Below are 24,672 nucleotides of genomic sequence, written 5' to 3'. Positions count from 1 at the left end.
CACGAGTCGATAGCTGATAGGGGCCTGGAAATGAGCCAGCCGGCATCGCATGGCTTCGGCCAAGACCACGTGCCCCGGGTGGCGATTCTCGACGACTACGCGCGCGTGGCCACCGACCTCGCCGACTGGTCACCGGTGCGGGGCAGGGCCACGCTCACCGTTTTCGATCGCCATCTTGGCCAGGCCGAGGCCGCCGAGGCGCTGGCGGACTTCGACGTGGTGTGCACCATGCGCGAGCGGATGGCCTTTCCGCGCTCGCTGCTCGAGCGGTTGCCGCGCCTGAAGCTGATCACCATCGTCGGCATGAACCTGCCCAACCTGGACCTGGCCGCGGCCACCGAGCGCGGGGTGCTGGTCGCTCATTCGAACTTCGCCCATCCCCGGTTCAGGGCCGCGCGCGACGCCACCGCTGAGTTTGCCTGGGGGCTGCTGATCGCGACGGTGCGCAACCTGGCCGAAGAGCATCGTCGGCTGCGTGCGGGTGGCTGGCAGACCACCACGGGTATGACGCTGTCCGGCAAGACGCTCGGACTGCTCGGTCTCGGCCGGGTGGGCAAGCGGATGGCCGAATACGCGAAGGCGTTCGGGATGGACGTCATCGCTTGGAGCCAGAATCTCACCGAGGAGGCCGCCGCGGTCCACGGCGTGCGCCGGGTGGACAAGCCGGTGCTTTTCGCCCAATCCGATGTGGTGTCCATCCACGTGGTGCTTTCGGAGCGCACCAGGGCCTTGGTCGGCGCGGGCGAGCTGGCGGCGATGAAGCCCGGCGGCTACCTGATCAACACGTCCCGGGGCCCGATCGTCGACGAGGGCGCGCTGATCGGTGCGCTCGAGGCCGGGCGAATCGCCGGAGCCGGACTCGATGTCTATGACGTGGAGCCGCTTCCGGTCGATCACCGGTTGCGATCGTTGCCGAACGTGACCCTGTCGCCCCACCTCGGGTATGTCACCCGCGAAATGCTGAGTGCCTGCTACGCCGACACCGTGGAAGCGGTGGTCGCCTGGCTGGACGGCGCCCCGGTCCGGATCGCCAACCCGCAGGCGGTTCGGCGGCCACCGTCATGACCGGCAGGGCAGTGCGTCCGCGCGCACCGGGCGGCTATCGGAAACAGCCGGTTCCGCCGTCGACGTGAATCGTCTGCGCGGTGATGAAGGAGGCATCGGTGCTCAGCAGAAACGCCACCAGCGCCCCCACGTCGGTGCGAACATCGCCGATGCGCCGCATCGGAACCCGACGCAGTGCCTTGGCGTAGTCATCGGGGGCGAACTGCTTCCAGAGCTTGACCCCGTCCGACTCGGCGAACGGGCAGATGACATTGACGCGGATGTTGTCGCGCCCCCACTCCAGCGCGGCGACTTTCGACAATCCGCGGATCGCCTCCTTGGCCGCGGCATAGCCACCCCACTTGGCTTCCCCGCCGGTGCCGGTTCCTGAGCCCAGGTTCACGATCGAGCCCCCGCCAGCCTCGACCATCACCGGGTACACCGCTTGCATCAGCAGAAACGTCGCCCGCGGGCCGACGTCATGGTCCAGGGCCAGATCCTCGGTGGTGATCTCGACGAATGGTTTGGGCTCGTTGGTCGCGATGGCGTTGTTGACCAGGCCGTGTACCGTGCCGAAGGCGTCGACCGCGGCCGCGACGATCCGCTGCGCGCTGTCGGGATCGCGCAGGTCGGCGACCAGCATTTCGGCGCGACCCGTCGAATCGAGTTCGGCGGTGGTGGCGGCCAGGGCCTGGTCGAGGATGTCGACCAGCAGCACCGCGGCGCCACGTTCGAGGAGCGCGGCCGCGACGCCCTTGCCGACCCCGCGGGCGGCGCCGGTGACAATCGCGACATGCCCCCGTAGTGATTCCGGATGCGAGTAGCTCACCGCTCGGGACCTCGACTGGCTCGTGCCGGCCGGCCGGCGAACAGCGGCAGATCCAGGTAGGTCGCGATGCCGGGATCGGCGGCGCAGACAACGGGGATGGCGTTGACGCAGTGATTGGCGGTCGCGACGACGCCGGGGTTTCGTTGCAGCCCTTCGGCAATCGATGTTGGCTGCAGGCCTTTGAACACCAGACTCACGCTCGGGTCGCCGGTGATCTCGATCTCGAAACGTTCGCCGCGCTCCCCGAACGACCAGTCCGGGTCCATGTCGGCCTGCCCCATCAGCCAGTTGACCGCGGCGGTGATCACCGGCTTTCCGTCGGCGAGTGCCTGCCAGCGGAACTTGCGGCCGGCGACGGTGCCCGCGGCGATGGGCAGCACATCGGAGGCGAGGTCGGAGGTCGCCACGGCGATCTCGTGTGTCGCTCTGATCGTTGGGTCGATGTGAAATCCCATGTGGTCGGCGATCATTCGTACCGACATCTTGAATCCGGATTCGAGCAGCGCCGCCATCGGTCCCTGCATGGCTTGGGCAGGGGGCACGCCGAATCCCATGATGTCGCGCACCACATCCGGCGCGTTGTAGGTGCGGATGTCGGAGAACTCCTCGGCGCGGACATGGGTGATCGCGGACGAGAGCGAGGAGACCATCAGCGGAAATCGTTCGGTGATACCGCCAGGGTGGATGCCTGACCCGTGCAGTGTCACCCCGCCGGCAACCGCCGCATCGGCGACCGCTTTGACGCGCGGTTTGCTGAGGTCGGGATAAACCCAGCCAACCGGGGAGACCACGTTCTTGCCCGAGCGCAGAATCGCTTTGACGTCTTGCTCATCGGCGACCAGCGGGCTGTACATGACGCAGTCGGCGTCCAGCGCTAGCAACTCGTCGACGTCGTTGGTGGCGGTAACGCCAAGCCGGGCCGCGCCGATGATCGTTCCGACGTCGAGGCCGTGCTTGGCCGCGCTGTGCACCCAGCAACCGGCCAGCTCGAGCTGCGGGTGATTGAGTATGCACTCGATGGCGGCCTTACCAACGCCCCCGGTCGCCCATTGGATGACTCGAAGCTTGGCGGGACCACTCATCGGCGACCTCCCAAACGCACGGTATGTCGATATGGCGGGCACTGTCAACGACGGCGGCGGGCGGCGCGCTGCGGGTGCACCGGCGGCAGGGGAAGGGGCCCGGGCGCTCCGCGACGCGGGGTTGAAAACCACCACCGACCTGCTGTGACCTAGTCGGTACCCGGTGTCCTTGATGGTCAAAAAGTTGTCGCTTGCTGTCAAGACTGAGGGCCGTGTCCTGCCGCAAAGTGTTCTTGGTGGTTCAACCACCGCCCTGCGGACAATGCGGTCCGTGGGGCCAGCCAACCCGAACAGGACACGCGAAAATGAACTCCAGCAGCATCGAACACGTCGACGTGTTGATCGTCGGTGCCGGGATCTCGGGCATCGGCGCGGCTTACTACCTGCAGGAACATCAGCCGGCAAAGACGTTTGCAATCGTCGAGGCGCGCAACGACATCGGCGGAACCTGGGACTTGTTCCGGTACCCCGGGATTCGTTCGGACTCCGATCTGCACACGTTCAGCTACGAGTTCAAGGCCTGGGAAAACGAGAAGGCGATCGCCAGTGCCGGCGCCATCATGTCCTACCTTCGGGAGACGGTCGCAGAGAATAGCCTCGCACGGGCGATCCGCTTCGGGCACAAGGTGATAGAGGCGGCCTGGTCTACCCGGGATGCGCGTTGGCGGGTCACGATCGAGCGCCTCTACTCCGGCGAACGCGTGACCATGAGCTGCGAATGGTTCTTCTGCGCCAGCGGCTATTACCGGTACGACGAGGGCTACACACCGGAGTTCCCCGGCCGCGAGCGCTTTGCCGGCCAGGTGGTGCACCCGCAACACTGGCCCGAAAACCTGGACTACCGGGGCAAGCGGGTGCTGATCATCGGTAGCGGCGCGACGGCGGTCACCTTGGTGCCGGCCATGGCCGAGACCGCCGGCCACGTGACGATGCTGCAGCGGTCGCCGACCTACATCATTCCGGTGCCGTCCAAGGACCGCATCGCCAACACGTTGCCCAAGCTGGTCGGCCGGAAGCGGGCCTACGCCCTCACCCGCAAGAAGAATGTCGCCAAGCAACGACTCGTGTGGCACTTCTGCCAGCGCTACCCCGGGGCGGCGCGGCGAGTCATCCGCCATCTCAACGCCCGGCTGCTGCCAACCGGGTATCCGGTAGACGAGCATTTCCGGCCCGACTACAACCCCTGGGATCAACGGCTGTGCGCCGTGCCGGACGCCGACATGTTCCAGGCCATCCGCGACGGGCGGGCCTCGGTGGTCACCGACCAGATCGAGACGTTCACCGAGCGCGGTATCCGGCTGCAGTCCGGGCGTGAATTGGAAGCCGACATCATCGTCACCGCCACCGGCCTGAACCTGCTCGCCTTCGGCGGCATCGGCCTGTCGGTCGACGGTGAACCCGTCGATGTCTCGCAGAAGGTGGCCTTCAAGGGTTTCCTGCTCAGCGACGTCCCCAACTTCGGCTACGTCTTCGGCTACACCAACTCGTCATGGACGCTCAAGGTCGGGCTGGTGTGCGAGCACTTCTGCCGACTGCTGGCCCACATGGATGCCAACGGTCACAACATATGTCGCCCGCACGCGCCCGCGTCGATGCCGACCAGGCCGCTGCTGGAGATCACCGCCGGATACGTCAAGCGTGCCGCCGCCGCGTTCCCCCACCAGGGCACCGAGGGCCCATGGCGGACCTGCATGGACTACCGCGCAGACCGCGCGACGTTGCGCGAAGGTCCGGTCGACGATGACCACCTGCAATTCAGTGCGTCGGCCGCCGCCGACACACCCCCGCTGGCCTTGACGGGCTGACTGCCCGCAGACGGGCCGAGCCACCACGAGGAGTAACAAGACGATGGAACTGATGTCACCGGTTGACGCGCTGTTCTTGTCAGCAGAGTCGCGCGAGCATCCGCTGCATGTCGGTGCGCTGCAACTGTTCGAACCTCCCGAGGGGGCGGGACGGGCATTCGTGCGTGAGACTCACCAGGCGATGCTCGACTGCCGCGAGGTGGCCCCGCTGTTCCGCAAGCGCCCCGCATCGTTTCAGGGCGTGCTCACCAATCTGGGCTGGTCGGTCGACGATGACATCGACTTCGGCTTTCACGTGCGGCGTTCGGCCCTGCCGGCTCCGGGGCGGGTGCGTGAGCTGCTGGAACTGACCTCGAGGCTGCATGCCCACCTGCTCGATCGTCATCGTCCGTTGTGGGAGACACACGTCATCGAAGGCCTCAACGACGGGCGCTTTGCGATCTACTCGAAGATGCACCACGCGCTGATCGACGGCGTCTCCGGACTCGCGCTGATGCGCCGGTCGCTTCCGGCCGATCCCGCTGACACCAACTTCCGCGCTACCTGGTCGCCGGCGCCGGAGCGGCCGCGCCGGGTTCAGACCCGGCCCGGCCCGCTGCGCCAACTCGGCGGGATGCTCGGATCGGTTGCGGGGCTGGCTCCTTCGTCACTGCGCCTGGCGCGGTCCGCGCTATTGGAACAGCAGCTGACGTTGCCGTTCGCAACGCCGCGCACCATGCTCAATGTCGCCATCGGCGGAGCGCGGCGCTGCGCCGCGCAGTCATGGGACATCGACCGCGTCGAGACGGTCAAAAACGCTGCGGGAGTGAGCCTCAACGACGTCGTGCTGGCGATGTGCGCGGGTGCGCTGCGCTGCTACCTGGAAGACAACGACGCGTTGCCCGACGCACCGCTGGTGGCGATGGTTCCGGTCAGCCTGCGCACCGAGCGTGATTCGGTCGGGGGCAACATGGTCGGTGCGGTGTTGTGCAACTTGGCGACACATCTTGACGATCCGGCGCAGCGCTTGGCCGTCATCCACGCCTCGATGCGCGACAACAAGAAGGTGCTGGCACAACTGCCCCGAGCGCAGGCGTTGGCACTGTCGCTGCTGCTGCTGAGCCCCGCTGCGCTCAATACGCTTCCGGGTCTGTCGACGGTGACACCGCCGCCGTTCAACGTCTGCATTTCCAACGTCCCCGGCGTCCGGGAGCCTCGATACTTCAACGGTGCCCGACTGGTCGGCAACTATCCGCTGTCGCTGCCAATCAACGGACAAGCGCTCAACATCACGTTGACCAGTACCGCCGACCGGCTGGACTTCGGGCTGGTCGGTTGCCGCAGCAGCGTGCCGCATCTGCAGCGGATGCTCGGACATCTGGAGACCTCGCTTAAGGAGCTGGAGCGTGCGGTCGGGCTGTGACGTAACTCGAGCGCCGATGTCGCCCGCTGGCTGGGAACCGTCCGCACTCGCGGCGGTCCGGTAGGCGGTGATGCCGGAAGAGTCGTTGTGGCTATCCTCGTCGCGGGGTGGCCCGCACGCGGGTCTTGGCGCGATAGGCGGCCGGCCCGATTCCGAACCAGCGTTTGCACGAGCGGGTCAGCACACTTTGCTCGGCGTAGCCGAGTTCGCGCGCCAGATGCGACAGACTCATGGCGGTGGTTCGCAGGTAGCGATCGGCGGTCTCCTTGCGCACCTCGTCGATGAGTGCGGCGAAGGTGGTGGATTCGTCGGCAAGCCTGCGCTGCAGGGTCTTGGGATGCAGGTGGAATTGCGCGGCGACCACCTCGAGTGTCGCCGCCCCGGTGGGCAGCAGCTGGCGGGCCATGGTGCGCACCGATTCGACGATCCCGGCGCCCAGCGGGGTGATGCTGCTCAGGTAGTCGACCACCGCGCGGTGCGCCAGTTCGTCGCGATGCAGCGGACGGACCAGGTCGGTGCTGCGCACCGTGAATCCGCTGCGGCGCTCCGCGAAGTGGGGCGTGCACTCGAAATACCGCACATACGTGGTCGGAGGGCTCAACGGGTCGTGCGGCAGATGCACCGCCAGCGGGGTGTAGTCGGCACCCATCAGCAAACGGAACACCCCCAACGAGACGCCCAGTGCCAGCTCCAACGTGTGCGGGCAGGGGATCGGATCGTCGGGCACAATCTCGATGGCGACGAACGAGCGCTGCGTATGGGCCAGCGGCGTGATCTCGATGTGGATGGCCGGACTGTAGGCGGCCATGAAGGTGTGAAAGATCATCAGGGCATCCGCCACCGTCGCGGCGGTGCGCGCCGCCACTCCCACCGGTCCGAGAATCTCGATGCCCTGCCGCTGCGCCAGCTGCCGCCCGAAGTCGTGCGTGCCCGTGGCGGCCGCGGCTGTCTCGATCGCTCGGATGACCGCGCGCACCGGTATGAACGCGTCGTAGTTGCCGACGTCTTGCTCGCGGACACCGGCCGCGCGCAGCAGCGCCGCCGGGTCTCCGCCCAATTCGGAAACCAGGTTCGGGTAGTTCGAGAGCCCGGTCCCGCGCACCACGGACATGCACTCGACACTCTGCACAAGCTCGCGTCGTGTCAAGGACCAGAGTCGGCGTGGCCGGTGGTCGGCTGGATATCTACAGGTCAAAGTGTGAATGGCGGCGCAAGGGCCGATCCGCAACGTAGGCTTTCAGCCGGTACTGGGAAGGTGGCGGCTGGGCGCCTAATCTCGAATGGGTGCGAGCCGACAGAGCTTGACTCAGTTGTTTGGCCCCGGCACCGCTATCTGACTTTCGGATCTGACTTGGGAGAGGTTGCTGAGCATGCGTGAATGGGATGTTCCCGCGGATTTCACCGTTACCGCAGAGGACAACGTCGCCAGCTGCGTGTACACGCATGAGCGAGACGACCCAGATCATGTGATCTTTCAGCGGCTAGTCGACGGCACCTGGACGGACGTGACCTGCGCCCAGGCCGCCCAGCAGATCCGGGCCGCCGCACTGGGTTTGATCGCCGAGGGGGTCAATGCCGGCGATCGGGTGGCCATCTTGTCGGCCACTCGCTACGAGTGGGTGATCCTCGACTACGCGATCCTCTCGAGGTCACCGCCCCGACTGTGCCGATCTACGACACGTCTTCGGCTGAGCAAGTGCGCTGGGTCCTGGAGGATTCGGGGGCGGTATTGGCGGTCGCCGAGACCGATGCCCATGCCCAGCTGATCAAGCAACTCAGCGATGAGTTGCCCAGCTTGCGCAAGATCTTGCACCTCGACTCCGATGGGCCCGCGGCGCTCGACGAGCTCGCCGAGGCAGGGAAATCGGTAGCCCGCGACCAACTCGACGACCGGCTGGCAGCGCTGCGGTCCTCCGACCCGGCGACACTGATCTACACCTCGGGCACCACCGGGCGCCCGAAGGGCTGTCAGCTGACCCACTCCAATCTGCTCTACGAAGCGCGCGGCGCGGCGTCATGCTTTCCGACGCTGTTGCGCAAGGGCGAGCGACTGCTGGTATTTCTGCCGCTGGCCCACGTGCTGGCCCGGTCGCTGTCGATGTCTGCGTTCGCCAACAAAGTCACCATCGGCTACACCGGCGACATCAAGAACCTGGTGGCGACGCTGGGCGTCTTCAAGCCGACGGTCGTGGTATCGGTGCCCCGGGTATTCGAAAAGGTCTACAACACCGCCGAGTTGAAGGCTCGCGACAGCGGCCGGGGCATGATCTTCGATCTCGCCGTCGCAACCGCGATCGCCTGGAGTAAGGCGCTGGACACCGGCGGCCCCGGCCTGTTGCTGCGGGCCCGGCATGCACTGTTCGATCGGCTGGTGTACGAGAAGCTGCGCTCGGCGCTGGGCGGCGATTGTCACGCCGCCGTCTCCGGGGGAGCGCCGCTGGGCACCCGGTTGTGTCACTTCTACCGCGGCATCGGGCTGACGATCTACGAGGGCTACGGACTGACCGAAACCAGCGCTGCCATCACCGCCAACCGGATCGGTCAAGAGCGAGTGGGCACGGTCGGAAACCTGTTGCCCGGCAACAGCATGGCGATCGCCGAGGACGGCGAGGTGCTGGTCCGCGGCGGGGTGGTGTTCACCGGCTATTGGCACAACGAGAAGGCCACCGCCGAGGCGATCGTCGATGGGTGGTTCCACACCGGTGACCTGGGGTCGGTCGACGACGCCGGATTCTTGTCGATCGTCGGTCGCAAGAAGGAGATCATCGTGACCGCCGGCGGCAAGAACGTGGCACCGGCGGTCCTCGAAGACCAGCTGCGGGCGCACCCGCTGATCAGCCAGGCGATGGTGGTCGGGGACAACCGGCCCTTCGTCGGCGCGCTGATCGCCATCGATCCGGAAGGCTTCGAGGTCTGGAAGCAGCACCACAGCAAGGCCGCCGCCGCCTCGGTTGCGGACCTCATCGATGACCCCGACCTCACCGCCGAGATCGATCAGGCCGTCAAACAGGCTAATCAGGTGGTCTCCCAAGCGGAATCAATCCGCAAGTTCTGCATCCTGCCGGTGGACTTCACCGTCCTCACCGGTGAGCTGACCCCCACGCTGAAGGTGAAGCGCAACGTGGTCGCCGAACGATTCGCCGGCGAGATCGATTCGCTCTACCGCAAGCAGTGACCGCGGCGCGAGACCGTCAAAGTTTGTAGCCGATGGCGCGAAGCAGTTCGCGCCGCTCGGTCACATCCACGTCGGTCTCCACGCCCAGCGGCGTCTGGCCGTCGATCACCGCGGCGATGCCGCGACCCCGGGGAGTCGCCGCGACCACGATTTCCACGGGATTGGCGGTGGCGCAGAAGATCGTGCAGACCTCGGGCACCGCCTTGACCGGGTTGAGAATGTTCACCGGGAAGCCCTCGCGCAGGAAGATCACAAAGCTGTGGCCGGCCGCGATGGCCAGGGCGGTGTCGGTGGCAAGTTCGACCAACTCGGCGTCGTTGCCGGTGCGGCGGACCAAGCGTGGGCCCGACGCCTCGCAAAAGGCCAGCCCGAACCGCAGCGACGGGCTGACCCCGACCAGGGCTTCATGCAGATCGTCGACCGTCTTGATGAAGTGCGCCTGGCCGATGACGACGTTGACATCCTCGGGCTTGTCAACCGAAACCACATCCCAGGACACCGTCGTCGTGGAAACCTTTCCCGTCACGGTTCCATGCTGCCATCAATTCCGGCGATTCGGCCCGCGGGTGATCAGCCCAGCACGGGAAATCGGCGCTGCTCGCCCAGCCGATCGAGGGCCGACTGCATCACCGAGCGCACGTGGGCGTCGACCTGCGCGACGTCGGGGTCGGTGCCGAACTGGGCGGCAATGTCGATCGGCTCCAGTACCTGATAGACGATTTTGGCCGGCAGCGGAAAATTGGCGGGAAAGAACATCGTCAGGCCGAACGGTAAGCCGATGGTAATGGGAAGAATCTCTATCCGGATTCGTTTGAGCCCCAACCGCTTTGCCAGCCAGTTGCCGCGACTGACAAATAGTTGAGTTTCCTGGCCGCCGATCGACACCGCCGGCACAATCGGCACGCCGGCCCGCACTGCGGCCCGGACGTAGCCCGTACGGCCACCGAAATCGATGACGTTCTGCGCCAGTGTCGGCCGGAACGCGTCGTAATCCCCGCCGGGAAAGACCAGCACCACCCCACCCGAACGCAACGCCGCCGTGGCGTTGTCCGGACTGGCATGAATGACGCCGAGGCGGCCCAGCGAGGCGCGAAACGGGGTGATGAACACGCCATAGTGGGCCAGCGTGTACAGCGGGCGCTGGTAGCCGAACTTGCCGTACAGGGCGGGGGCCAGCACGTTCCAATCGGGCGTTAACACCCCACCGGAATGGTTGGACACCACCAGCACGCCGCCGGTCGGCGGGAACGACTCCAGACCGCGCACCTCCGACCGAAACCATCGCTTGATGACGGGAGTGACCGCCCCGATCACCGTCGAGGTGAAGCCGCGATCCCACTTGGCGATCTCGGGGCCGTCGATTTCGTTGCGGTTCATGAGCTCCCGTCACGGCGAGGGTGTCGGCAATTGATTATGCCTGGCAAAAGCCTGCCGCAACCGAGGACTAATGGCGTTCGATTGCGGGTCGAAAGGCCCATCTAAAAAGGCCCGTCAATCGATAACGTCGGTTCATCGGTGGTGCCCCGGGGGGTCGCTTTAATAGGTGGCCAGGAGTGCGGCGATGAGCGTATTGATGACCGGTTTCCCCGGCTTTCTCGGCAGTGCCTTATTGCCCGGCATTCTCAGGCGCACCGACAGTTCGGCAATTTGTTTAGTCCAGCCCAAATTCGCCACCCAAGCCGGTGTGCGGGTGGCCGAGTTGAGCGCCGCCGAACCGGAGCTCGAGGGTCGTATCCGACTGGTTCAGGGAGATATCACCCGCCCCGGACTGGGCCTGGCGCAAGCCGATCTCAGCGATGTCACCGAGGCGTGGCACCTGGCGGCCGCTTATGACTTGGCGGTGGCACGCGACGTAGCGGTTCGAATCAACGTTGATGGCACCCGCAACGTCCTTGACGCGCTGGCACAGTGCCCCAACTTGACCCGTCTGCACTACTTCAGCACCTGTTACGTCAGCGGCCGCTACGCCGGTCCGTTCGGTGAGGATGACCTGGAAGTCGGTGCCCCGTTCAACAACTACTACGAGGAAACCAAGCATCTGGCCGAGGCCGACGTGCGGTCCCGGATGGCTGCGGGCATGCCGGCCACGATCTATCGCCCGTCGATCGTGGTCGGTGACAGCGCTACCGGCGAGACCCAAAAGTTCGACGGGCCATACTTTGTCATGCAATGGCTGTTGCGCCAGCCGCGCCGGGCGATCCTGCCGGTCGCCGGTGACCCCACCATGACGCGAGTCAATGTGGTCCCGCGCGACTTCGTCATCGACGCGGTGGGTTACCTCAGTGGACTGTCGCAATCGCAGGGCCGCACCTATCACCTGGCCGATCCGCGGCCACTGACGGTGGACGAGATGACCGACGTCCTGGCCCGGGCCACCGGCCGGGACGTCACCAAGGTGCCGCTGCCGCGCAAGCTGGCCAAAGCCTCGCTGGCGCGAGTCCCGGGGTTGTACCGCCTGATGCGGATCCCTCCCGAAACCGTCGACTACTTCTCCCATCCCACCTTCTATCTGACCGACCACTGCCGTGCCGACCTTGCCGGCGGCCCGGTGGTCGGGCCACCGCCGTTCACCGCTTACGTCGATCGGCTCGTGGAGTTCATGCGCAACCACCCGGAGGTTGGCTCCGCGGCGATGTTCTGAATCGGCCGGATGCGGGCCCGCCCGGATGCGGGCTCACAATGCCGCACCAGGCGGGTGTCTAATAAGTGGATGGAATTGATGATGCCCACCGACTCGATGTTCCTGTTCGTTGAATCACGGGAGCATCCCATGCACGTGGGTGGCCTGTCGTTGTTTGAGCCCCCGGAGGGCGCCGGCCCGGATTTCGTCCGTAATTTCTACGAGGCGCTGGTGGCCAACGACGAATTCCAGCCCACATTCCGCAAGCACCCCGCGACGATCGGCGGCGGTATCGCGCGGGTGGCGTGGGCCTACGACGACGACCTGGATGTCGACTACCACGTTCGGCGGTCGGCGCTGCCCTCTCCGGGCCGGGTCCGCGACCTGCTCGAGCTGACCTCCAGGCTGCACACCAGTCTGCTCGACCGCCATCGCCCGCTGTGGGAACTGCACGTGGTCGAGGGATTGAGCGACGGCCGCTTCGCCATGTACGCCAAGATGCACCACGCGCTGATCGACGGCGTCTCGGCGGCGAAGCTGATGCAGCGCACCATGTCAGCCGACCCGTCCGACACCGAGGTGCGGGCGATGTGGAATCTGCCCCGGCCGCCGCGACCCGAGTCCGACGGCGGCGGCTCATCGCTGGTGGGTTCGCTGGTCAAGATGGCGGGATCGGTCGCCGGACTGGCGCCCTCGACGCTGAAACTGGCGCGCGCGGCATTGTTCGAACAGCAGCTGACCCTGCCGTTCGCGGCGCCACACACCATGTTCAACGTCAAGGTCGGGGGAGCGCGCCGGTGCGCGGCGCAATCCTGGTCACTGGAGCGCATCAGGGCCGTCAAGCAAGCCGCCGGCGTCACCGTCAACGACGCGGTCTTGGCGATGTGCGCCGGTGCGCTGCGGTACTACTTGATCGAACAGGACGCGCTGCCGGACGCATCGCTGATCGCCATGGTCCCGGTGAGCCTGCGCTCCAAGGAACAGGCCGACAGTGGCGGCAACATGGTGGGCAGCGTCTTGTGCAACCTCGGCACCAATGTCGAGGATCCGGCGCAGCGAATCGAAATCATCAGCGCCTCCATGCGGGCGAACAAAAAGGTGCTCGCCGATCTGCCGCGCCTGCAGGTGCTGGCGTTGTCGGGGCTGAACATGGCACCGCTGACCCTGGCCGGCGTACCGGGATTCCTGTCGACGGTGCCGCCACCATTCAACATCGTCATTTCCAATGTGCCCGGTGGGGCGCAGCCGCTGTATTACGGGGGCGCCCGGCTGGACGGCAGCTACCCGCTGTCCAACATCCCTGATGGCCAGGCGCTGAACATCACCTTGGTCAACAACGCCGACCGGCTCGACTTCGGACTGGTCGGTTGCCGCCGCAGTGTGCCGAGCCTGCAGCGGCTGCTGGGGCACCTGGAAACGTCGCTGAAGGATCTCGAGCAGGCCGTCGGGGTCTAGCGAGTCGATGCCCAAGCTCAGCGCGGGTGTGCTGGTGTATCGCGCCGCGGCTGGCGTCCTCGAGCTGCTCATCGTCCATCCCGGAGGTCCGTTCTGGGCGCGAAAAGACTACGGCGCCTGGTCCATTCCCAAGGGCGAGTACACCCAAGACGAAGATCCCTGGGTGGCGGCGCGGCGCGAGTTCGCCGAGGAGATCGGTTTGCCGGTGCCGGACGGAGCGCGAATCGACCTGGGTTCGGTCAAGCAAGCCGGCGGCAAAGTGGTGACCGCGTTCGCGGTGCGCGGTGACCTCGACGTCACCGAGGCGCACAGCAACACCTTCGAGCTGGAGTGGCCGAAGGGGTCGGGCAAGGTGCGCGAATTCCCCGAGGTCGACCGGGTCGGCTGGTTTCCGGTCGCGATCGCGCGGGGCAAATTGCTCAAGGGACAGCGCGATTTCCTGGACCGGCTGATGGCCGACCCGTCGGTTGCGGGGCTGGGCGAGGGGTAGTGAGCGCGGCGTGGCTGGCTCAGCCCGGCACCCCGCCGGCCCCCAGGCGGGTTCGCCGGCGCCGAAGGACCACGAATAGGACCACCGCCGCCGCCATCACCGCCACCGCGAACCCCGCGAACAGGATCACCACCAGAGGGATGGCGACGTTGTCGTAGACGACGATCACCGGTCGGTAGGCGTCGTCGTTGGGCGCATCGGCAAAGGTAAAGTCCGAGGAGATTCGGGACGTCTCGTACACGTCCACCTGGGTCTTGGTCAGGTATGACCCGTGGTTGCCGACCAGTTCGCGCAGCAGCGGGTCGTGCACGTGGTTGGCGATGTTGCCGGCGAATTGGACCTCGGTGGCCTGGATGGCGCTGTCGGCGTCGGTGCGCACCTGCCGGTGATCGGTCAGCGTGAAGACGACGACATGCTGTGGGTCCAATGCGGCGGCCGACAGCCGCATCGGATAGACCAACTGCGATGAACGAAAGGTCATGCGTACCGGATTGAGCCCGCCAACGATCGGAACCGTGCTCGTCAGGCGCATCGCGACGAAAGCCCAGCCTTCTCGTACGTAGGGATCCAGTGCGGCCGCCACCGCCGGACGAAGCGCGTAGCCGTTGTTGGCCAGCCAGGCTTGCAGGCCGGGCAGGTCACCGCCGGCCAGGGTGGTGGCTTCTAGGGGGCCGAGGTGCACTTGATTGATCACTTCGGGGGGATGGGCGGCGCGCACCCCCTCATCCGGTCCGCCCGCCCTGAAGCCCAGATCCAGATTCCAGCGGCGCTGGTGGCGGATCTCTGGCGTGGTCAACGCGTCGAGTTCGAGAAAGGCGGCCTTGTCGCCCGGGGCGACGGTGGCCGGCATGGGGGTGGGCACGACCAGGGCGAGGTTGTCAGTCGTGGCGTCCACCGCCAATTGGACAACGATGGTTTCGGTCGTCCCATCCCAATGCACCAGCGCCACCTCATGATTCATGGTGGCCTGGGCGTCGCCCGGGGCGATCGCGGCACCGCACGCGCATGCGTAGCCCGGCGCGGCCAGCACCGTGGCGGCCAGTGCTACCGCAGCGGTTACACAAACCAGGAAAACGGCAACAAGCCCCGACCGGCACACGCGAAGCACCGTCATCTCGCAGATGCTACGCGGCCCGGTGACGGCCGCTACCCACTTTGACCACACGTTTTTCATGCGCAGGCACAATGTCAGCATGACCACACGGCCCATCGAGCCCATCGAGTTCACCGAGCAAGTCGAACCACAGGCATTTCTGTTCCAATTGTTGGACCCGGCGATCCGGGCTGACCCGTATCCGCTGTGCGCTCGGCTGCGTGAACATGGGCCACTGCATCTGCCCGAGGCCAACTTCGTCTTGTTCTCCAGCTTTGGGGACTGTGACGAGGTGCTGCGACACCCGTCCTCCTGCAGCGACCAGACCAAGTCGACGGTGGCCCAGCGGCGGGTGGAGGAGGAACCGGCCCTGGGCCGCGACTTCCCGCCCGGCTTTTTATTTCTCGATCCCCCCGATCACACCCGGCTGCGCAAACTGGTCAGCAAGGCGTTCGCCCCCAAAGTGGTCAACGCGTTGCGACCTGAGATCAGCTCCCTGGTGGATGGATTGCTGGACCGGATCGCCGAGCAGGGCCGATTCGACGTGGTTTCAGACTTCGCCTACCCGCTGCCGGTGGCGGTGATTTGCCGGCTTCTCGGGGTGCCGCTGGAGGATGAGCCGCAGTTCAGCCAGGCCTCGGCGCTGCTGGCGCAGGCGTTGGACCCGTTCTTCGCCTTCACCGGCCAGAACGCGGAAAACCTCAATGACTCGCTGGAAGCGGGGCAGTGGCTGCGCGGATACCTGCGTGATCTGATCGCGCTGCGCCGGTCGCAACCCGGCGAAGACTTGATGTCGGGGTTGGTCGCCGTCGAAGAGTCCGGTGATCAGCTTACCGAGGACGAGATCGTCTCCACCTGCGTGTTGTTGCTGGTTGCCGGACACGAGACCACGGTGAACCTGATCGGCAACGCGATCCTGGCCATGCTGCGCGACCGTCGGCAGTGGGCACAGCTGGGCGCCGATCCCGACCGGGCCGCCGCGGTGGTGGAGGAAACCATGCGCTATGACCCGCCGGTGCAATTGATCGGCCGAATTGCCGGGGCGGACATGGTAATTGGGGACGTCGAAGTGACCAAGGGGGATGTGATGATGATGCTGGTGGCGGCCGCGCATCGCGATCCCGCCGAGTACGATCGGCCCGAAGAATTCGACCCGGATCGGGGTGCTGTGCGGCACTTGGGATTTGGTCGCGGTGCGCACTACTGCCTTGGTGCGCCGCTAGCGCGGCTGGAAGCCGCGGTGGCGCTGTCGGCAATCGCGGCGCGCTTCCCGAAGGCGCGGCTGGACGGCGAGCCGCAATACAAGACGAACGTCACCTTGCGTGGGCTCGAGTCGATGACGGTGGCGCTTTCCTAATCGGCGGGCCGTGAATCGGGCTAGCCGCCCTGGCCCTCGCCCTGGGGCGGCACGTCTTCGTACTCGACCGGTACGCCTTCACCAGCGACCGGCGTGCCCTCGCCGGCGAACGGTACGTCCTCACCGGCAACCGGCACTTCTTCGCCGGCGACCGGCATGCCTTCACCCTCGACCGGTGGCGGTTGGGTCAACAGGATGGTGATCGGTATCGGTGTGGACAGCTCGAACTTGCCCTGCTGGTCGTAGTAGGCGCCGATGGTGTATTCACCCGCGGACTCGATCGGGAACGAGAGCTCCTGGGTGAAGCACCGATATTTGGAGGCTTTGTCCACTTCGTCGGGCCAGTGCCAACTCGCCCGCAGGGTGCCGCGCGGCGCTCCGGAGGGGTCCTTGCACACCACGTGTAATTCCGGGTCGTAGTCGCCGCCGGCGGGCGCGTGCACCACCAGAACGATCGGAACCTTTGCCCAAAGCGGGACTTGATCGACCTCAAACCAGGTCATCGGAATGCGTGTGGCATTGATCGCACCGTGTTCGTCCAGATTGGCGCTACCTGCAACGAACAATGTGGATACGTGCAGCATCACGACATCTTAAAGGCGTTTGACGCGCCAATCTGGACCTTCGGGTTTTCAGGCGCGCCGCACCGGCGGCCGCTGCGTTCCTCGAACGCCCGTCGGGCCTAGCGCCCGCAGCGGGGTCCGAGACCAGCAACGATGTCGTCGAGACTGAACGTCAGCGGTTGCTCGAGCTGGGCGTAGGTGCAGGAACGCGGATCGCGGTCGGGACGCCACCGGTTGAACTGGGCGGTGTGACGGAACCGCGGGCCCTCCATGTGGTCGTAGCGCACCTCGACCACGCGTTCGGGGCGCAGCGGCACAAACGAGAGGTCTTTGCCGGCGTTCCAGCGGGAGAACTCGTTTTTGCGTGGCGTGCGTTCGCCGGACTGGTGGGCGGCCCAGTTCCACGGATGGTCGTCGAAGCTGGTCACCAGCTCCTGCAGCTCGGTGAAGAGCCGCCGGCGTTCGGCCATCGGGAATGCCCCGATCACGCCGACCGACGCCAATTGCCCGTCGTCTTGGTAGAGGCCCAGCAATAGCGAACCGATGACGTCACCGCCGGATTTGTGGAGGCGATATCCGGCCAGCACGCAGTCGGCGGTGCGCTCGTGCTTGATCTTGAACATCACGCGCTTGTCCGGCTGATAGGTGACCGCCAGCGGTTTGGCGATCACTCCGTCGAGGCCGGCGCCCTCGAACTCTTCGAACCACCGCCGTGCCGTCGCCTGATCGGTGGTGGCCGGGGTGACATGGATCGATGGGCCGGAGCCGACCGCCTCGACCAGCGCCGCGCGCCGCTCGACAAATGGACGCGTCGTGTAGTCGTCGTCGCCGAGGGCCAGCAGGTCGAAGGCGATGAAGGATGCCGGGGTGTGTTCGGCGAGCATCCGCACCCGGGAATCGGCGGGGTGGATGCGCTGTTGCAGCGCCTCGAAATCCAGGCCGTGGCCGGTGGCGATCACGATCTCGCCGTCAAGGACGCAGCGCCGCGGCAGCTCCGCCCGGACCGCCGCGACCAGTTCCGGGAAGTAGCGGGTCAGCGGACGTTCGTTGCGGCTGCCGAGCTCTACCTCATCGTTGTCGCGAAAACAGATGGAGCGGAATCCATCCCATTTGGGTTCATAGGACGCATCGGCCGGGATCGTCTTGACCGCCTTGGCCAGCATCGGCGAAATCGGCGGCATGACTGGTAGGTCCATTAGTTCATTGTGGCGTGCGGCATGCTGGAATCCAGGTATGCCCGCTGCAGCAGAAGAACTTGACGTCGACGGCATCGCGGTACGCGTGACCAACCGGGACAAGGTGTACTTCCCGAAGCTGGGGAAGCAGGGCACCAAGGGCCGGTTGATCGACTATTACCTGGCGGTCGGGGGCGGTCCGATGCTGACCGCGTTGCGGGATCGTCCCACCCACTTGCAGCGATTTCCGGACGGCATCGACGGTGAGGAGATCTATCAGAAACGGGTGCCCAAGCACCACCCCGACTATCTGCGGACGTGTCGGGTGAGCTTTCCGTCGGGACGCACCGCCGACGCGCTGCAGGTGACCCATCCGGCCGCGATCGTCTGGGCGGCGCAGATGGGAACCGTCACGCTGCACCCGTGGCAGGTGCGCTGCCCCGACACCGAGCACCCCGACGAGCTGCGGATCGATCTGGATCCGCAGCCCGGTACCGGTTTCGCGCAGGCACGTTCGGTCGCCGTCGACGTGCTCAAGCCGGTGCTCGACGACCTGGGATTGGTCGGCTATCCGAAGACCTCCGGCGGCCGCGGGATCCACGTGTTCTTGCGCATCGCTAGCGACTGGGACTTCATCGAGGTGCGCCGGGCCGGCATCGCCCTGGCCCGCGAAGTTGAGCGCCGCGCCCCCGAGGCGGTCACCACGTCGTGGTGGAAAGAGGAACGTGGCCAGCGGATCTTCATCGACTTCAACCAGAACGCCCGCGACCGCACCATGGCGTCGGCGTACTCGGTGCGGGCCACCCCGATCGCCACCGTGTCGACGCCGCTGACCTGGGAAGAGCTGGCCGGTGCCGACCCGGACGACTACACCATGGCCACGGTTGCCGACCTGACTGCCCGCCGTGCGGACCCCTGGGCCGGCATGGACGACGTGGCCCAGTCGATTACGGGGCTGCTGGACATGGCTGAAGCCGACGCCGAGCGCGGGCTCGGTGACATGCCCTACCCCCCGAACTATCCCAAGATGCCGGGCGAACCCAAGCGGGTGCAGCCCAGCCGCGACACCGACCTGAAACCCAAAAACGCCCACGACTAAGCCCTTATGCGCCGGGCTGCGCCGGATACCATCGGCGTATGGCGCTGATCATTCCGGCGACCAAGGAACGTGACGACGACGGTTGGGCGGACTACGTTGAGCCCATCGTGCTCACGCCCGCCCAGGCGGCCGACCTGGCGCCAGGCAACGCCGATCCGGCGGCGGCAGTCGTCGGGTTCTACGCGGCGTTGATGCGCGGCGACGACCTGACCGGACAACTGCTCTGGCCCGATGACAACATCATCATCGACAAGCTCGAAACCTTGCGCGGCTGGACGTTTCGCCGCTTGGAGGTGCTCGCCGTCCGGTTGCGCGGACAAAGCAAGGCGACCATTCGCGTCGCCGTCGAGATCGAGGTCGACGGCAAGCGCGACGGCGGTACCGATGAAGTCAAGCTGCAGCGCGACGGGGACGGCGGCCCCTGGAGAATCGAGCGCCCGCCGACCTGAGTTCAGACCGGTATCGAGCCCGCGGCCCACGTGCTGGGCAGCAACGGCAAGGGCGCGTCGGCGCCAAATGAGCCGGCGCTTAGCGTGGACAATCCAACCGGCTGCGCAATCGATTGCTGTGGCGCGGTGCCGGCGAATCCCGCCGTCGTCATCGACCCGCTGGAAGACAGCTGCACCGCGGAAACCAAATGTGCGTTGGGTAATGCGGCCGCTGCCACGCCGGAATGTGCCAGACCGATGGCGCCGGTGGGGGCATTGCCCAGGGCGCTCGCTTGGGGCAAAAGCGGCGAAACTCCGCCCGCCTGAAACGCCATGGCCGCGCCACCGAGCAGTTCGCGGATCGCCTGCGCTATTGCTGCGATCGCGTGCTCGACTCCCAGCGACAGCGTCGTGAGCACCTTGTTGAGAAAATCCGCGACCAGCGTGACCATGGCAATGGCGCCGCGCAACGTGATGTAGAGGTACATGAGGACGAGTTGAACTTGATCCAGTGCCAATACGATCAGGTCGGCGATCAGCAGGTTCAGGATCTTCATCATTTGAAGTGCGTAGCCCAGCAGCATGACCCCGTACGCCACCACTATCTGGCCGAGGTAGAAGACGAACTGCCAGGCGAAACTGGCCACCTCGCTGGCCAACTGGCTCACCGTCTGGGACACGATGTCGGCCAGGGTTTGCAGCAGCTGCCACATGATGCTCCACCAGGGCGGGCTGGGCGGCGGAGGCAGGCTGGTGAGTGAGCTGGCTCCGGGTTTGAGGATGGGCGGGGCGTGGTTGGTGTGTGGTGTTGCGGCCACCGCGGCGGCGCTGGCCGCGTCATAGACGCTCATCGTGGTCGCGGCTTGAATCCACATTCGCGCATAGTCGGATTCGTTGAGCGCGATTGGGATCGTGTTGATCCCAAAGAAATTCGTCGCCAGCAACACGCCGTGGATGACGTGGTTGGCTTCCAGCTCCACCAGCGTCGGCATCGCCGCCAGCGCGCTGACGTAGCCGGCCGCGGTGGCCTCGTGTGTTGCGGCCCGCGCCATACAGTCGGCGCTGGCCGTGGTCAGCCACGCCAGATACGGGCCGTAGGCGCCAACGAAACTGGCGGCACTGGGCCCCTGCCAGGGCCCGGCTTGCACGGTGGCCAGCAGCGCTTCGAGTTCGGCGGCCTCCTCGGCGTAGCTAGCGCCCAGCGCTTGCCACGATTGCGCCGAGGCCACGATGGGGCCGGGACCAGGACCGGCGTACAGCAGCGCGGAGTGCACCTCCGGCGGCAGGGCGGTCCATATCGGCATGGTCATCACAGGCCGCCAAAAGCGCCGTAGCCGGCTGCCGCGGCTTCGTCTCCAACGGTGTAGCTGATACCGGCCTCACCCACGCCGACCCCGGAGCGGCCCAATTCCTCGATGCCTTCGGTGGCCATGGTGCAATGCTCAACGCCGACGGCGCTAAACCCAGCCGCGTTGCGCACCGACACGGGATCGGCCGCTGGCGGAATCACCGCCGTAATGGCGGGCGCCGCAACGGCATGCGCGGCGGCCAATCGAGCTGTCATGGCCGCTACCGCCGCACTGGCCCCCGCCAAACCCTCGGGAATAACTCGCAACATCACCACTTCGGCTCCTATTCGGCGCATCGGGGCCCGGAAGCCCGCGATGCCTGCACATAGCAACGATTTCTATTGGCAACACAATGCGGAGTTGGCCGCGACCCTGGCAAGTCTCGACCTCGCCACCGGAGCGGCTCCACTTGACAAAATCCGCCTCCGTGTCAACTGAAAGATAACCGGGTCCCGGCAACCCCCGGCCACCTATCCTGGGAAGGCGAAAACTCTGGGTCAGGACCGACGGAGGCGTCGATGACGCCCGTACTGGCGTGCCGCTCGTGTGGTACCCAACCCCTCGAAAACGCCCGGTTCTGCCACGGATGTGGCGCGCCCGTCGCCGCCGCCGGTGCCCACGCCGAGTACAAGCAGGTGACGGTGCTGTTTGCCGACGTGGTGCATTCGATGGACATCGCGGCGGCGCTCGGTGCCGAGCGGTTGCGCGAGATCATGACCGAGCTGGTCAACCGCGCGGCGGTGGTGGTGCAGCGATATGGCGGCACGGTCGACAAGTTCACCGGTGACGGGATCATGGCGGTATTCGGTGCCCCGGCCGCTCTGGAGGACCACGCGCTGCGGGCGTGTTTGGCCGCACTGGGCGTTCAGGATGAGGCCAACCGCCTTGCCGGCGAGGTCGATCGGCGCGACGGTGTCGTGCTGCAGCTTCGGGTGGGCCTCAATTCCGGGCAGGTCGTGGCCGGCGAAATCGGAACGGGCGCGCTGGGTTACACCGCGGTTGGTGAGCAAGTCGGGCTGGCGCAGCGGATGGAGGCGGTGGCCGCGCCGGAGACGGTGATGCTCGGTGAGTCCACCGCCCGACTGGTCGAGGGCGCCGCCGTGCTGGGCGAGCCGCAGCTGGTGCACATCAAGGGTGTCGAGGCTGCGGTGCCGGCGTGGCAGCTGCTCGGCGTGGTTGATCAGTACTGGCAAAGCGGTCCCGCCCCGGCGACGTTGGTGGGACGCGAGTGGGAGTTGGACACCCTGACCACGATGCTGGACCGTTCCATTGCCGGGCGCGGGTCGGTGGTGACGCTGGTCGGACGGGCGGGCATCGGCAAGACCCGGCTGGCCAGGGAAGCCGCGCGGGTCGCGAAAAATCTTGGCGTTACGGTGTTTTCGACCTTCTGCGAATCGCACGCGACCGATATCCCGTTTCGGGCGGTTACCCGTCTGCTGCGCGCCGCCGCCCAGGTGAGCCGGCTCGACGATGCCACCGCGCGGGTGCGGGTACGGTCGATCGTCCCAGACGGTGATCCGCAGGACCTGTTGTTGCTCTATGACCTGCTCGGTATCGCCGACCCCCGGGTGGAGCTGCCCAAGATCGCCCCGGAGGCCCGCCGCCGGCGGCTGGCCGCGCTGATCAACGCGGTCCAGCTGGCTCGCGCCCAACCCGCGGTGTACGTCATCGAGGATGCGCACTGGATGGACGAGGCCAGCGAATCGATGGTCGCCGAGTTTCTGACGGTGATCCCGCAGACCCACTCGATGGTGCTGGTGACCTATCGGCCCGACTATCGCGGAGCATTGCGGGGCGTGCGCGGCGCCCAGAGCATCGCCCTGGGCCCGCTCAGCGATGCCGAAACCTCGGCGCTGATCGCCGAACTGTTGGGCCCCGATCCCTCCGTCGCCCAGATCGCCGAGATCATCGCCACGCGTGCCGCCGGCAACCCCTTTTTCGCCGAGGAGATCATCCGCGAGCTCGCCGAACGCCGGGTGCTGGTGGGGGAGCGTGGCCGTTACGCGTGCACCGCCGAGGCCGACGACGCGATCGTGCCGGCCACGCTGCAGGCAACCATCGGCGCGCGCATCGACCGGCTCAGCCCGGCAGCCAAGCAGACCCTCAGCGCCGCGGCCGTCATCGGATCTCGCTTCAGCACCGAGCTGCTGATCGGCCTGGGCATCGACCCGCCGATCGAGGAGCTGATCAGCGCGGAACTCGTCGACCAGGTGCGGTTCACGGAGCCGGCCGAATACGTGTTCCGGCATCCGCTGATTCACACCGTGGCCTACGAGTCGCAATTGAAATCAGCTCGCGCCCAGATGCACCGGCGGCTCGCCGCGGTGATCGAAGCCCGGGTTCCGGAATCGGCGGACCAGTACGCCGCGCTGATCGCCGAACACCTCGAGGCCGCCGGTGAATCGCACGCCGCTTACGGCTGGCAGGTGCGTGCCGCCGCGTGGGCGACCAATCGCGACATCGCGGCCGCCCACCTCAGCTGGGAGCGAGCCCGCAAGATCGCCGACGCATTGCCCGTCGACGATCCCAACCGGGCGGCCATGCGGATTGCCCCGCGCACCATGTTGTGCGGCATCGCGTTTCGAATCCACATCGACGTTGCCGGCGCGCGTTTCGAGGAATTGCGCGAACTGTGTGCCGCCGCGGGGGACAAGGCGTCACTGTCGATCGGGATGGCGGGGTTGGTGATTGACCACCTGCAGCATGCGCGAATGCGCGAAGCATCGCAGTTGGCGACCGAGGCCATGACGCTCATCGAGTCGGTTGGCGATCCGGCCCTGACGGTCGCGTTGTCCATCGCGCTGATCTATGCCAAGAGTGAGTGCGCCGAGTGGTCGGATGCGCTGCGCTGGTCACAGCGGGTGATCGCCCTGGCCGACGGCGACCCGACGATGGGCGCTCTGATCATCGGCTGCCCCCTGGCGGTGGCCTTCGCCACCCGCGCCAACGCGCGCTATTGCCTGGGGCGTCCGGGGTGGGCAGAAGATCTCCAGCATGGTCTGGCGATGGCCCGCAGCGCCGATCCCATGTCCTATGCCACCGTGGTCGCCTACGTCTACAGCGCGGGCATCTCGACCGGTGTCCTGGCGTCCGAGGATTGCGCGCTCGGCCAGATCGAGGACGCTCTGCAAATCGCCGAGCGTTCCGGTGACGATGTCGCGCTGGCCATCGCCCGGATGACATGGGGCATCGCGCTGGTCCACCGCCGGGAAGACCCGATGCGCGACCGCGGGCAGGCGGTGCTCGCCGATGTCAGTGACATGTTCCAGCGTCGGGTGTACTTCCTGGCCGACTTGCCCTTCGTCGAGGTCTACCTGGCCCGCGAGTGGGCTCGGGGCGGGGACCTCGACGGCGCCATCGCGCACATGCGCGCCGCCGTCGAGCACCTGTTTCGGGAGGGACGGCTGTTGGGGTGGAGCACTCCGGCGACCGGGGTGTTGGTGCAGACCCTGCTGGACCGGGGGACTGAGGGCGATCTGGTCGAGGCCGCGGCGGCCATCGAACGGTTGGCGGCCGCACCCGCCGACGACGGGCTGGCCGTGCGCGAGATCCTGCTGTTGCGGCTGCGCGCGCTGCTGGCGCGGGCGCACGGCGACGACACGACGTATGCGCGGTTGCGGGATCGCTACCGCGACACGGCGAGCGCGATGGGTTTCGCCGGACATATTGCGCAGGCCGAGTCGATGCCGTGACCGGTGTGCGCCGC

General features: G+C 66.5%; 20 protein-coding genes and 1 pseudogene. 11 read left to right on the top strand and 10 right to left on the bottom strand.

Annotated features, from left to right (window positions below; all coding sequences use genetic code 11):
* Positions 1-30: 30 nt before the first annotated feature.
* Positions 31-1,065, top strand: coding sequence for a D-2-hydroxyacid dehydrogenase family protein (locus tag CCUG20998_RS26365; RefSeq protein WP_020730997.1), 1,035 nt, complete (start codon positions 31-33; stop codon positions 1,063-1,065).
* A 34-nt stretch (positions 1,066-1,099) separates the two neighbouring features.
* On the opposite strand, the gene CCUG20998_RS26360 is transcribed toward CCUG20998_RS26365, so the two are convergent.
* A complete protein-coding gene (locus CCUG20998_RS26360; protein WP_020730996.1) occupies positions 1,100-1,873 on the bottom strand; it encodes an SDR family NAD(P)-dependent oxidoreductase in 774 nt (257 codons plus the stop codon).
* Positions 1,870-2,955: an NAD(P)H-dependent amine dehydrogenase family protein gene (locus CCUG20998_RS26355; protein WP_036456768.1), complete on the bottom strand. Its 1,086-nt coding sequence runs from the start codon at positions 2,953-2,955 to the stop codon at positions 1,870-1,872. The genes CCUG20998_RS26360 and CCUG20998_RS26355 overlap by 4 nt, the downstream gene beginning before the upstream one ends.
* Before the next feature lie 305 nt (positions 2,956-3,260).
* On the opposite strand from CCUG20998_RS26355, the gene CCUG20998_RS26350 reads away from it, so the two are divergent.
* Together CCUG20998_RS26350 and CCUG20998_RS26345 are read left to right on the top strand one after the other, a co-directional pair.
* Complete coding sequence (locus CCUG20998_RS26350) at positions 3,261-4,760, top strand: flavin-containing monooxygenase (RefSeq protein ID WP_020730994.1); 1,500 nt, start codon at positions 3,261-3,263, stop codon at positions 4,758-4,760.
* Between the two features lie 52 nt (positions 4,761-4,812).
* Entirely contained in the window at positions 4,813-6,162 is a 1,350-nt protein-coding gene (locus CCUG20998_RS26345; RefSeq protein WP_099052733.1) for a WS/DGAT/MGAT family O-acyltransferase, read from the top strand.
* 91 nt (positions 6,163-6,253) lie between these two features.
* On the opposite strand, the gene CCUG20998_RS26340 is transcribed toward CCUG20998_RS26345, so the two are convergent.
* Entirely contained in the window at positions 6,254-7,273 is a 1,020-nt protein-coding gene (locus CCUG20998_RS26340; RefSeq protein ID WP_020730993.1) for an AraC family transcriptional regulator, read from the bottom strand.
* A 259-nt stretch (positions 7,274-7,532) separates the two neighbouring features.
* Here CCUG20998_RS26340 and CCUG20998_RS26335 point away from each other — a divergent pair.
* Positions 7,533-9,337, top strand: a pseudogene (locus CCUG20998_RS26335) (AMP-dependent synthetase/ligase).
* 16 nt (positions 9,338-9,353) lie between these two features.
* Here the strand turns inward: CCUG20998_RS26335 and CCUG20998_RS26330 are convergent.
* Positions 9,354-9,863: an adenosine-specific kinase gene (locus CCUG20998_RS26330; RefSeq protein ID WP_020730991.1), complete on the bottom strand. Its 510-nt coding sequence runs from the start codon at positions 9,861-9,863 to the stop codon at positions 9,354-9,356.
* 44 nt (positions 9,864-9,907) lie between these two features.
* On the bottom strand, positions 9,908-10,714 hold the full coding sequence (locus CCUG20998_RS26325; protein WP_020730990.1) for a lysophospholipid acyltransferase family protein: 807 nt from the start codon (positions 10,712-10,714) through the stop codon (positions 9,908-9,910).
* Positions 10,715-10,898: 184 nt separating this feature from the next.
* On the opposite strand from CCUG20998_RS26325, the gene CCUG20998_RS26320 reads away from it, so the two are divergent.
* From CCUG20998_RS26320 to CCUG20998_RS26310, 3 genes are all read left to right on the top strand, one after another.
* Positions 10,899-11,978 (top strand): SDR family oxidoreductase, encoded by a 1,080-nt coding sequence (locus tag CCUG20998_RS26320; RefSeq protein ID WP_020730989.1) that lies wholly within the window; start codon positions 10,899-10,901, stop codon positions 11,976-11,978.
* A gap of 69 nt (positions 11,979-12,047) precedes the next feature.
* Positions 12,048-13,412 carry a WS/DGAT/MGAT family O-acyltransferase gene (locus CCUG20998_RS26315; protein WP_020730988.1) on the top strand — a complete coding sequence of 455 codons (1,365 nt, stop codon included), beginning with the start codon at positions 12,048-12,050 and terminating at the stop codon, positions 13,410-13,412.
* Between the two features lie 7 nt (positions 13,413-13,419).
* Positions 13,420-13,902, top strand: coding sequence for an NUDIX hydrolase (locus CCUG20998_RS26310; RefSeq protein WP_020730987.1), 483 nt, complete (start codon positions 13,420-13,422; stop codon positions 13,900-13,902).
* Between the two features lie 19 nt (positions 13,903-13,921).
* On the opposite strand, the gene CCUG20998_RS26305 is transcribed toward CCUG20998_RS26310, so the two are convergent.
* Entirely contained in the window at positions 13,922-15,016 is a 1,095-nt protein-coding gene (locus tag CCUG20998_RS26305) for a DUF2330 domain-containing protein (protein ID WP_181005663.1), read from the bottom strand.
* A 79-nt stretch (positions 15,017-15,095) separates the two neighbouring features.
* Between CCUG20998_RS26305 and CCUG20998_RS26300 the strand changes: the two genes are divergently transcribed.
* On the top strand, positions 15,096-16,352 hold the full coding sequence (locus tag CCUG20998_RS26300) for a cytochrome P450 (protein WP_020730985.1): 1,257 nt from the start codon (positions 15,096-15,098) through the stop codon (positions 16,350-16,352).
* Positions 16,353-16,372: 20 nt separating this feature from the next.
* Here the strand turns inward: CCUG20998_RS26300 and CCUG20998_RS26295 are convergent, their stop codons facing one another.
* Together CCUG20998_RS26295 and CCUG20998_RS26290 are read right to left on the bottom strand one after the other, a co-directional pair.
* A complete protein-coding gene (locus tag CCUG20998_RS26295) occupies positions 16,373-16,936 on the bottom strand; it encodes a hypothetical protein (RefSeq protein ID WP_020730984.1) in 564 nt (187 codons plus the stop codon).
* A 98-nt stretch (positions 16,937-17,034) separates the two neighbouring features.
* The gene (locus CCUG20998_RS26290; protein WP_036456760.1) at positions 17,035-18,111 is read right to left on the bottom strand and encodes an ATP-dependent DNA ligase; all 1,077 of its coding nucleotides are present in this window, start codon (positions 18,109-18,111) and stop codon (positions 17,035-17,037) included.
* Positions 18,112-18,148: 37 nt separating this feature from the next.
* On the opposite strand from CCUG20998_RS26290, the gene ligD reads away from it, so the two are divergent.
* Both ligD and CCUG20998_RS26280 read left to right on the top strand, forming a co-directional pair.
* Positions 18,149-19,189 (top strand): non-homologous end-joining DNA ligase, encoded by a 1,041-nt coding sequence (gene ligD, locus CCUG20998_RS26285; RefSeq protein ID WP_020730982.1) that lies wholly within the window; start codon positions 18,149-18,151, stop codon positions 19,187-19,189.
* Positions 19,190-19,227: 38 nt separating this feature from the next.
* Positions 19,228-19,638, top strand: a complete 411-nt coding sequence (locus CCUG20998_RS26280; RefSeq protein ID WP_020730981.1) for a hypothetical protein — start codon at positions 19,228-19,230, stop codon at positions 19,636-19,638.
* Between the two features lie 2 nt (positions 19,639-19,640).
* Here CCUG20998_RS26280 and CCUG20998_RS26275 read toward each other — a convergent pair whose 3' ends face one another.
* Positions 19,641-20,927, bottom strand: a complete 1,287-nt coding sequence (locus CCUG20998_RS26275; protein WP_020730980.1) for a PPE family protein — start codon at positions 20,925-20,927, stop codon at positions 19,641-19,643.
* Positions 20,927-21,238, bottom strand: coding sequence for a PE family protein (locus tag CCUG20998_RS26270; RefSeq protein ID WP_036457075.1), 312 nt, complete (start codon positions 21,236-21,238; stop codon positions 20,927-20,929). Before CCUG20998_RS26270 ends, CCUG20998_RS26275 begins: the two co-directional genes overlap by 1 nt.
* A 246-nt stretch (positions 21,239-21,484) precedes the next feature.
* Between CCUG20998_RS26270 and CCUG20998_RS26265 the strand changes: the two genes are divergently transcribed.
* On the top strand, positions 21,485-24,658 hold the full coding sequence (locus CCUG20998_RS26265; RefSeq protein ID WP_036456759.1) for an ATP-binding protein: 3,174 nt from the start codon (positions 21,485-21,487) through the stop codon (positions 24,656-24,658).
* The last annotated feature ends 14 nt before the right edge of the window (positions 24,659-24,672 follow it).

Origin of the sequence: Mycobacterium marinum (assembly GCF_003391395.1) — a bacterium.
GTDB lineage: Bacteria > Actinomycetota > Actinomycetes > Mycobacteriales > Mycobacteriaceae > Mycobacterium > Mycobacterium marinum.
This window is presented reverse-complemented; position numbering and strand designations above follow the sequence as displayed.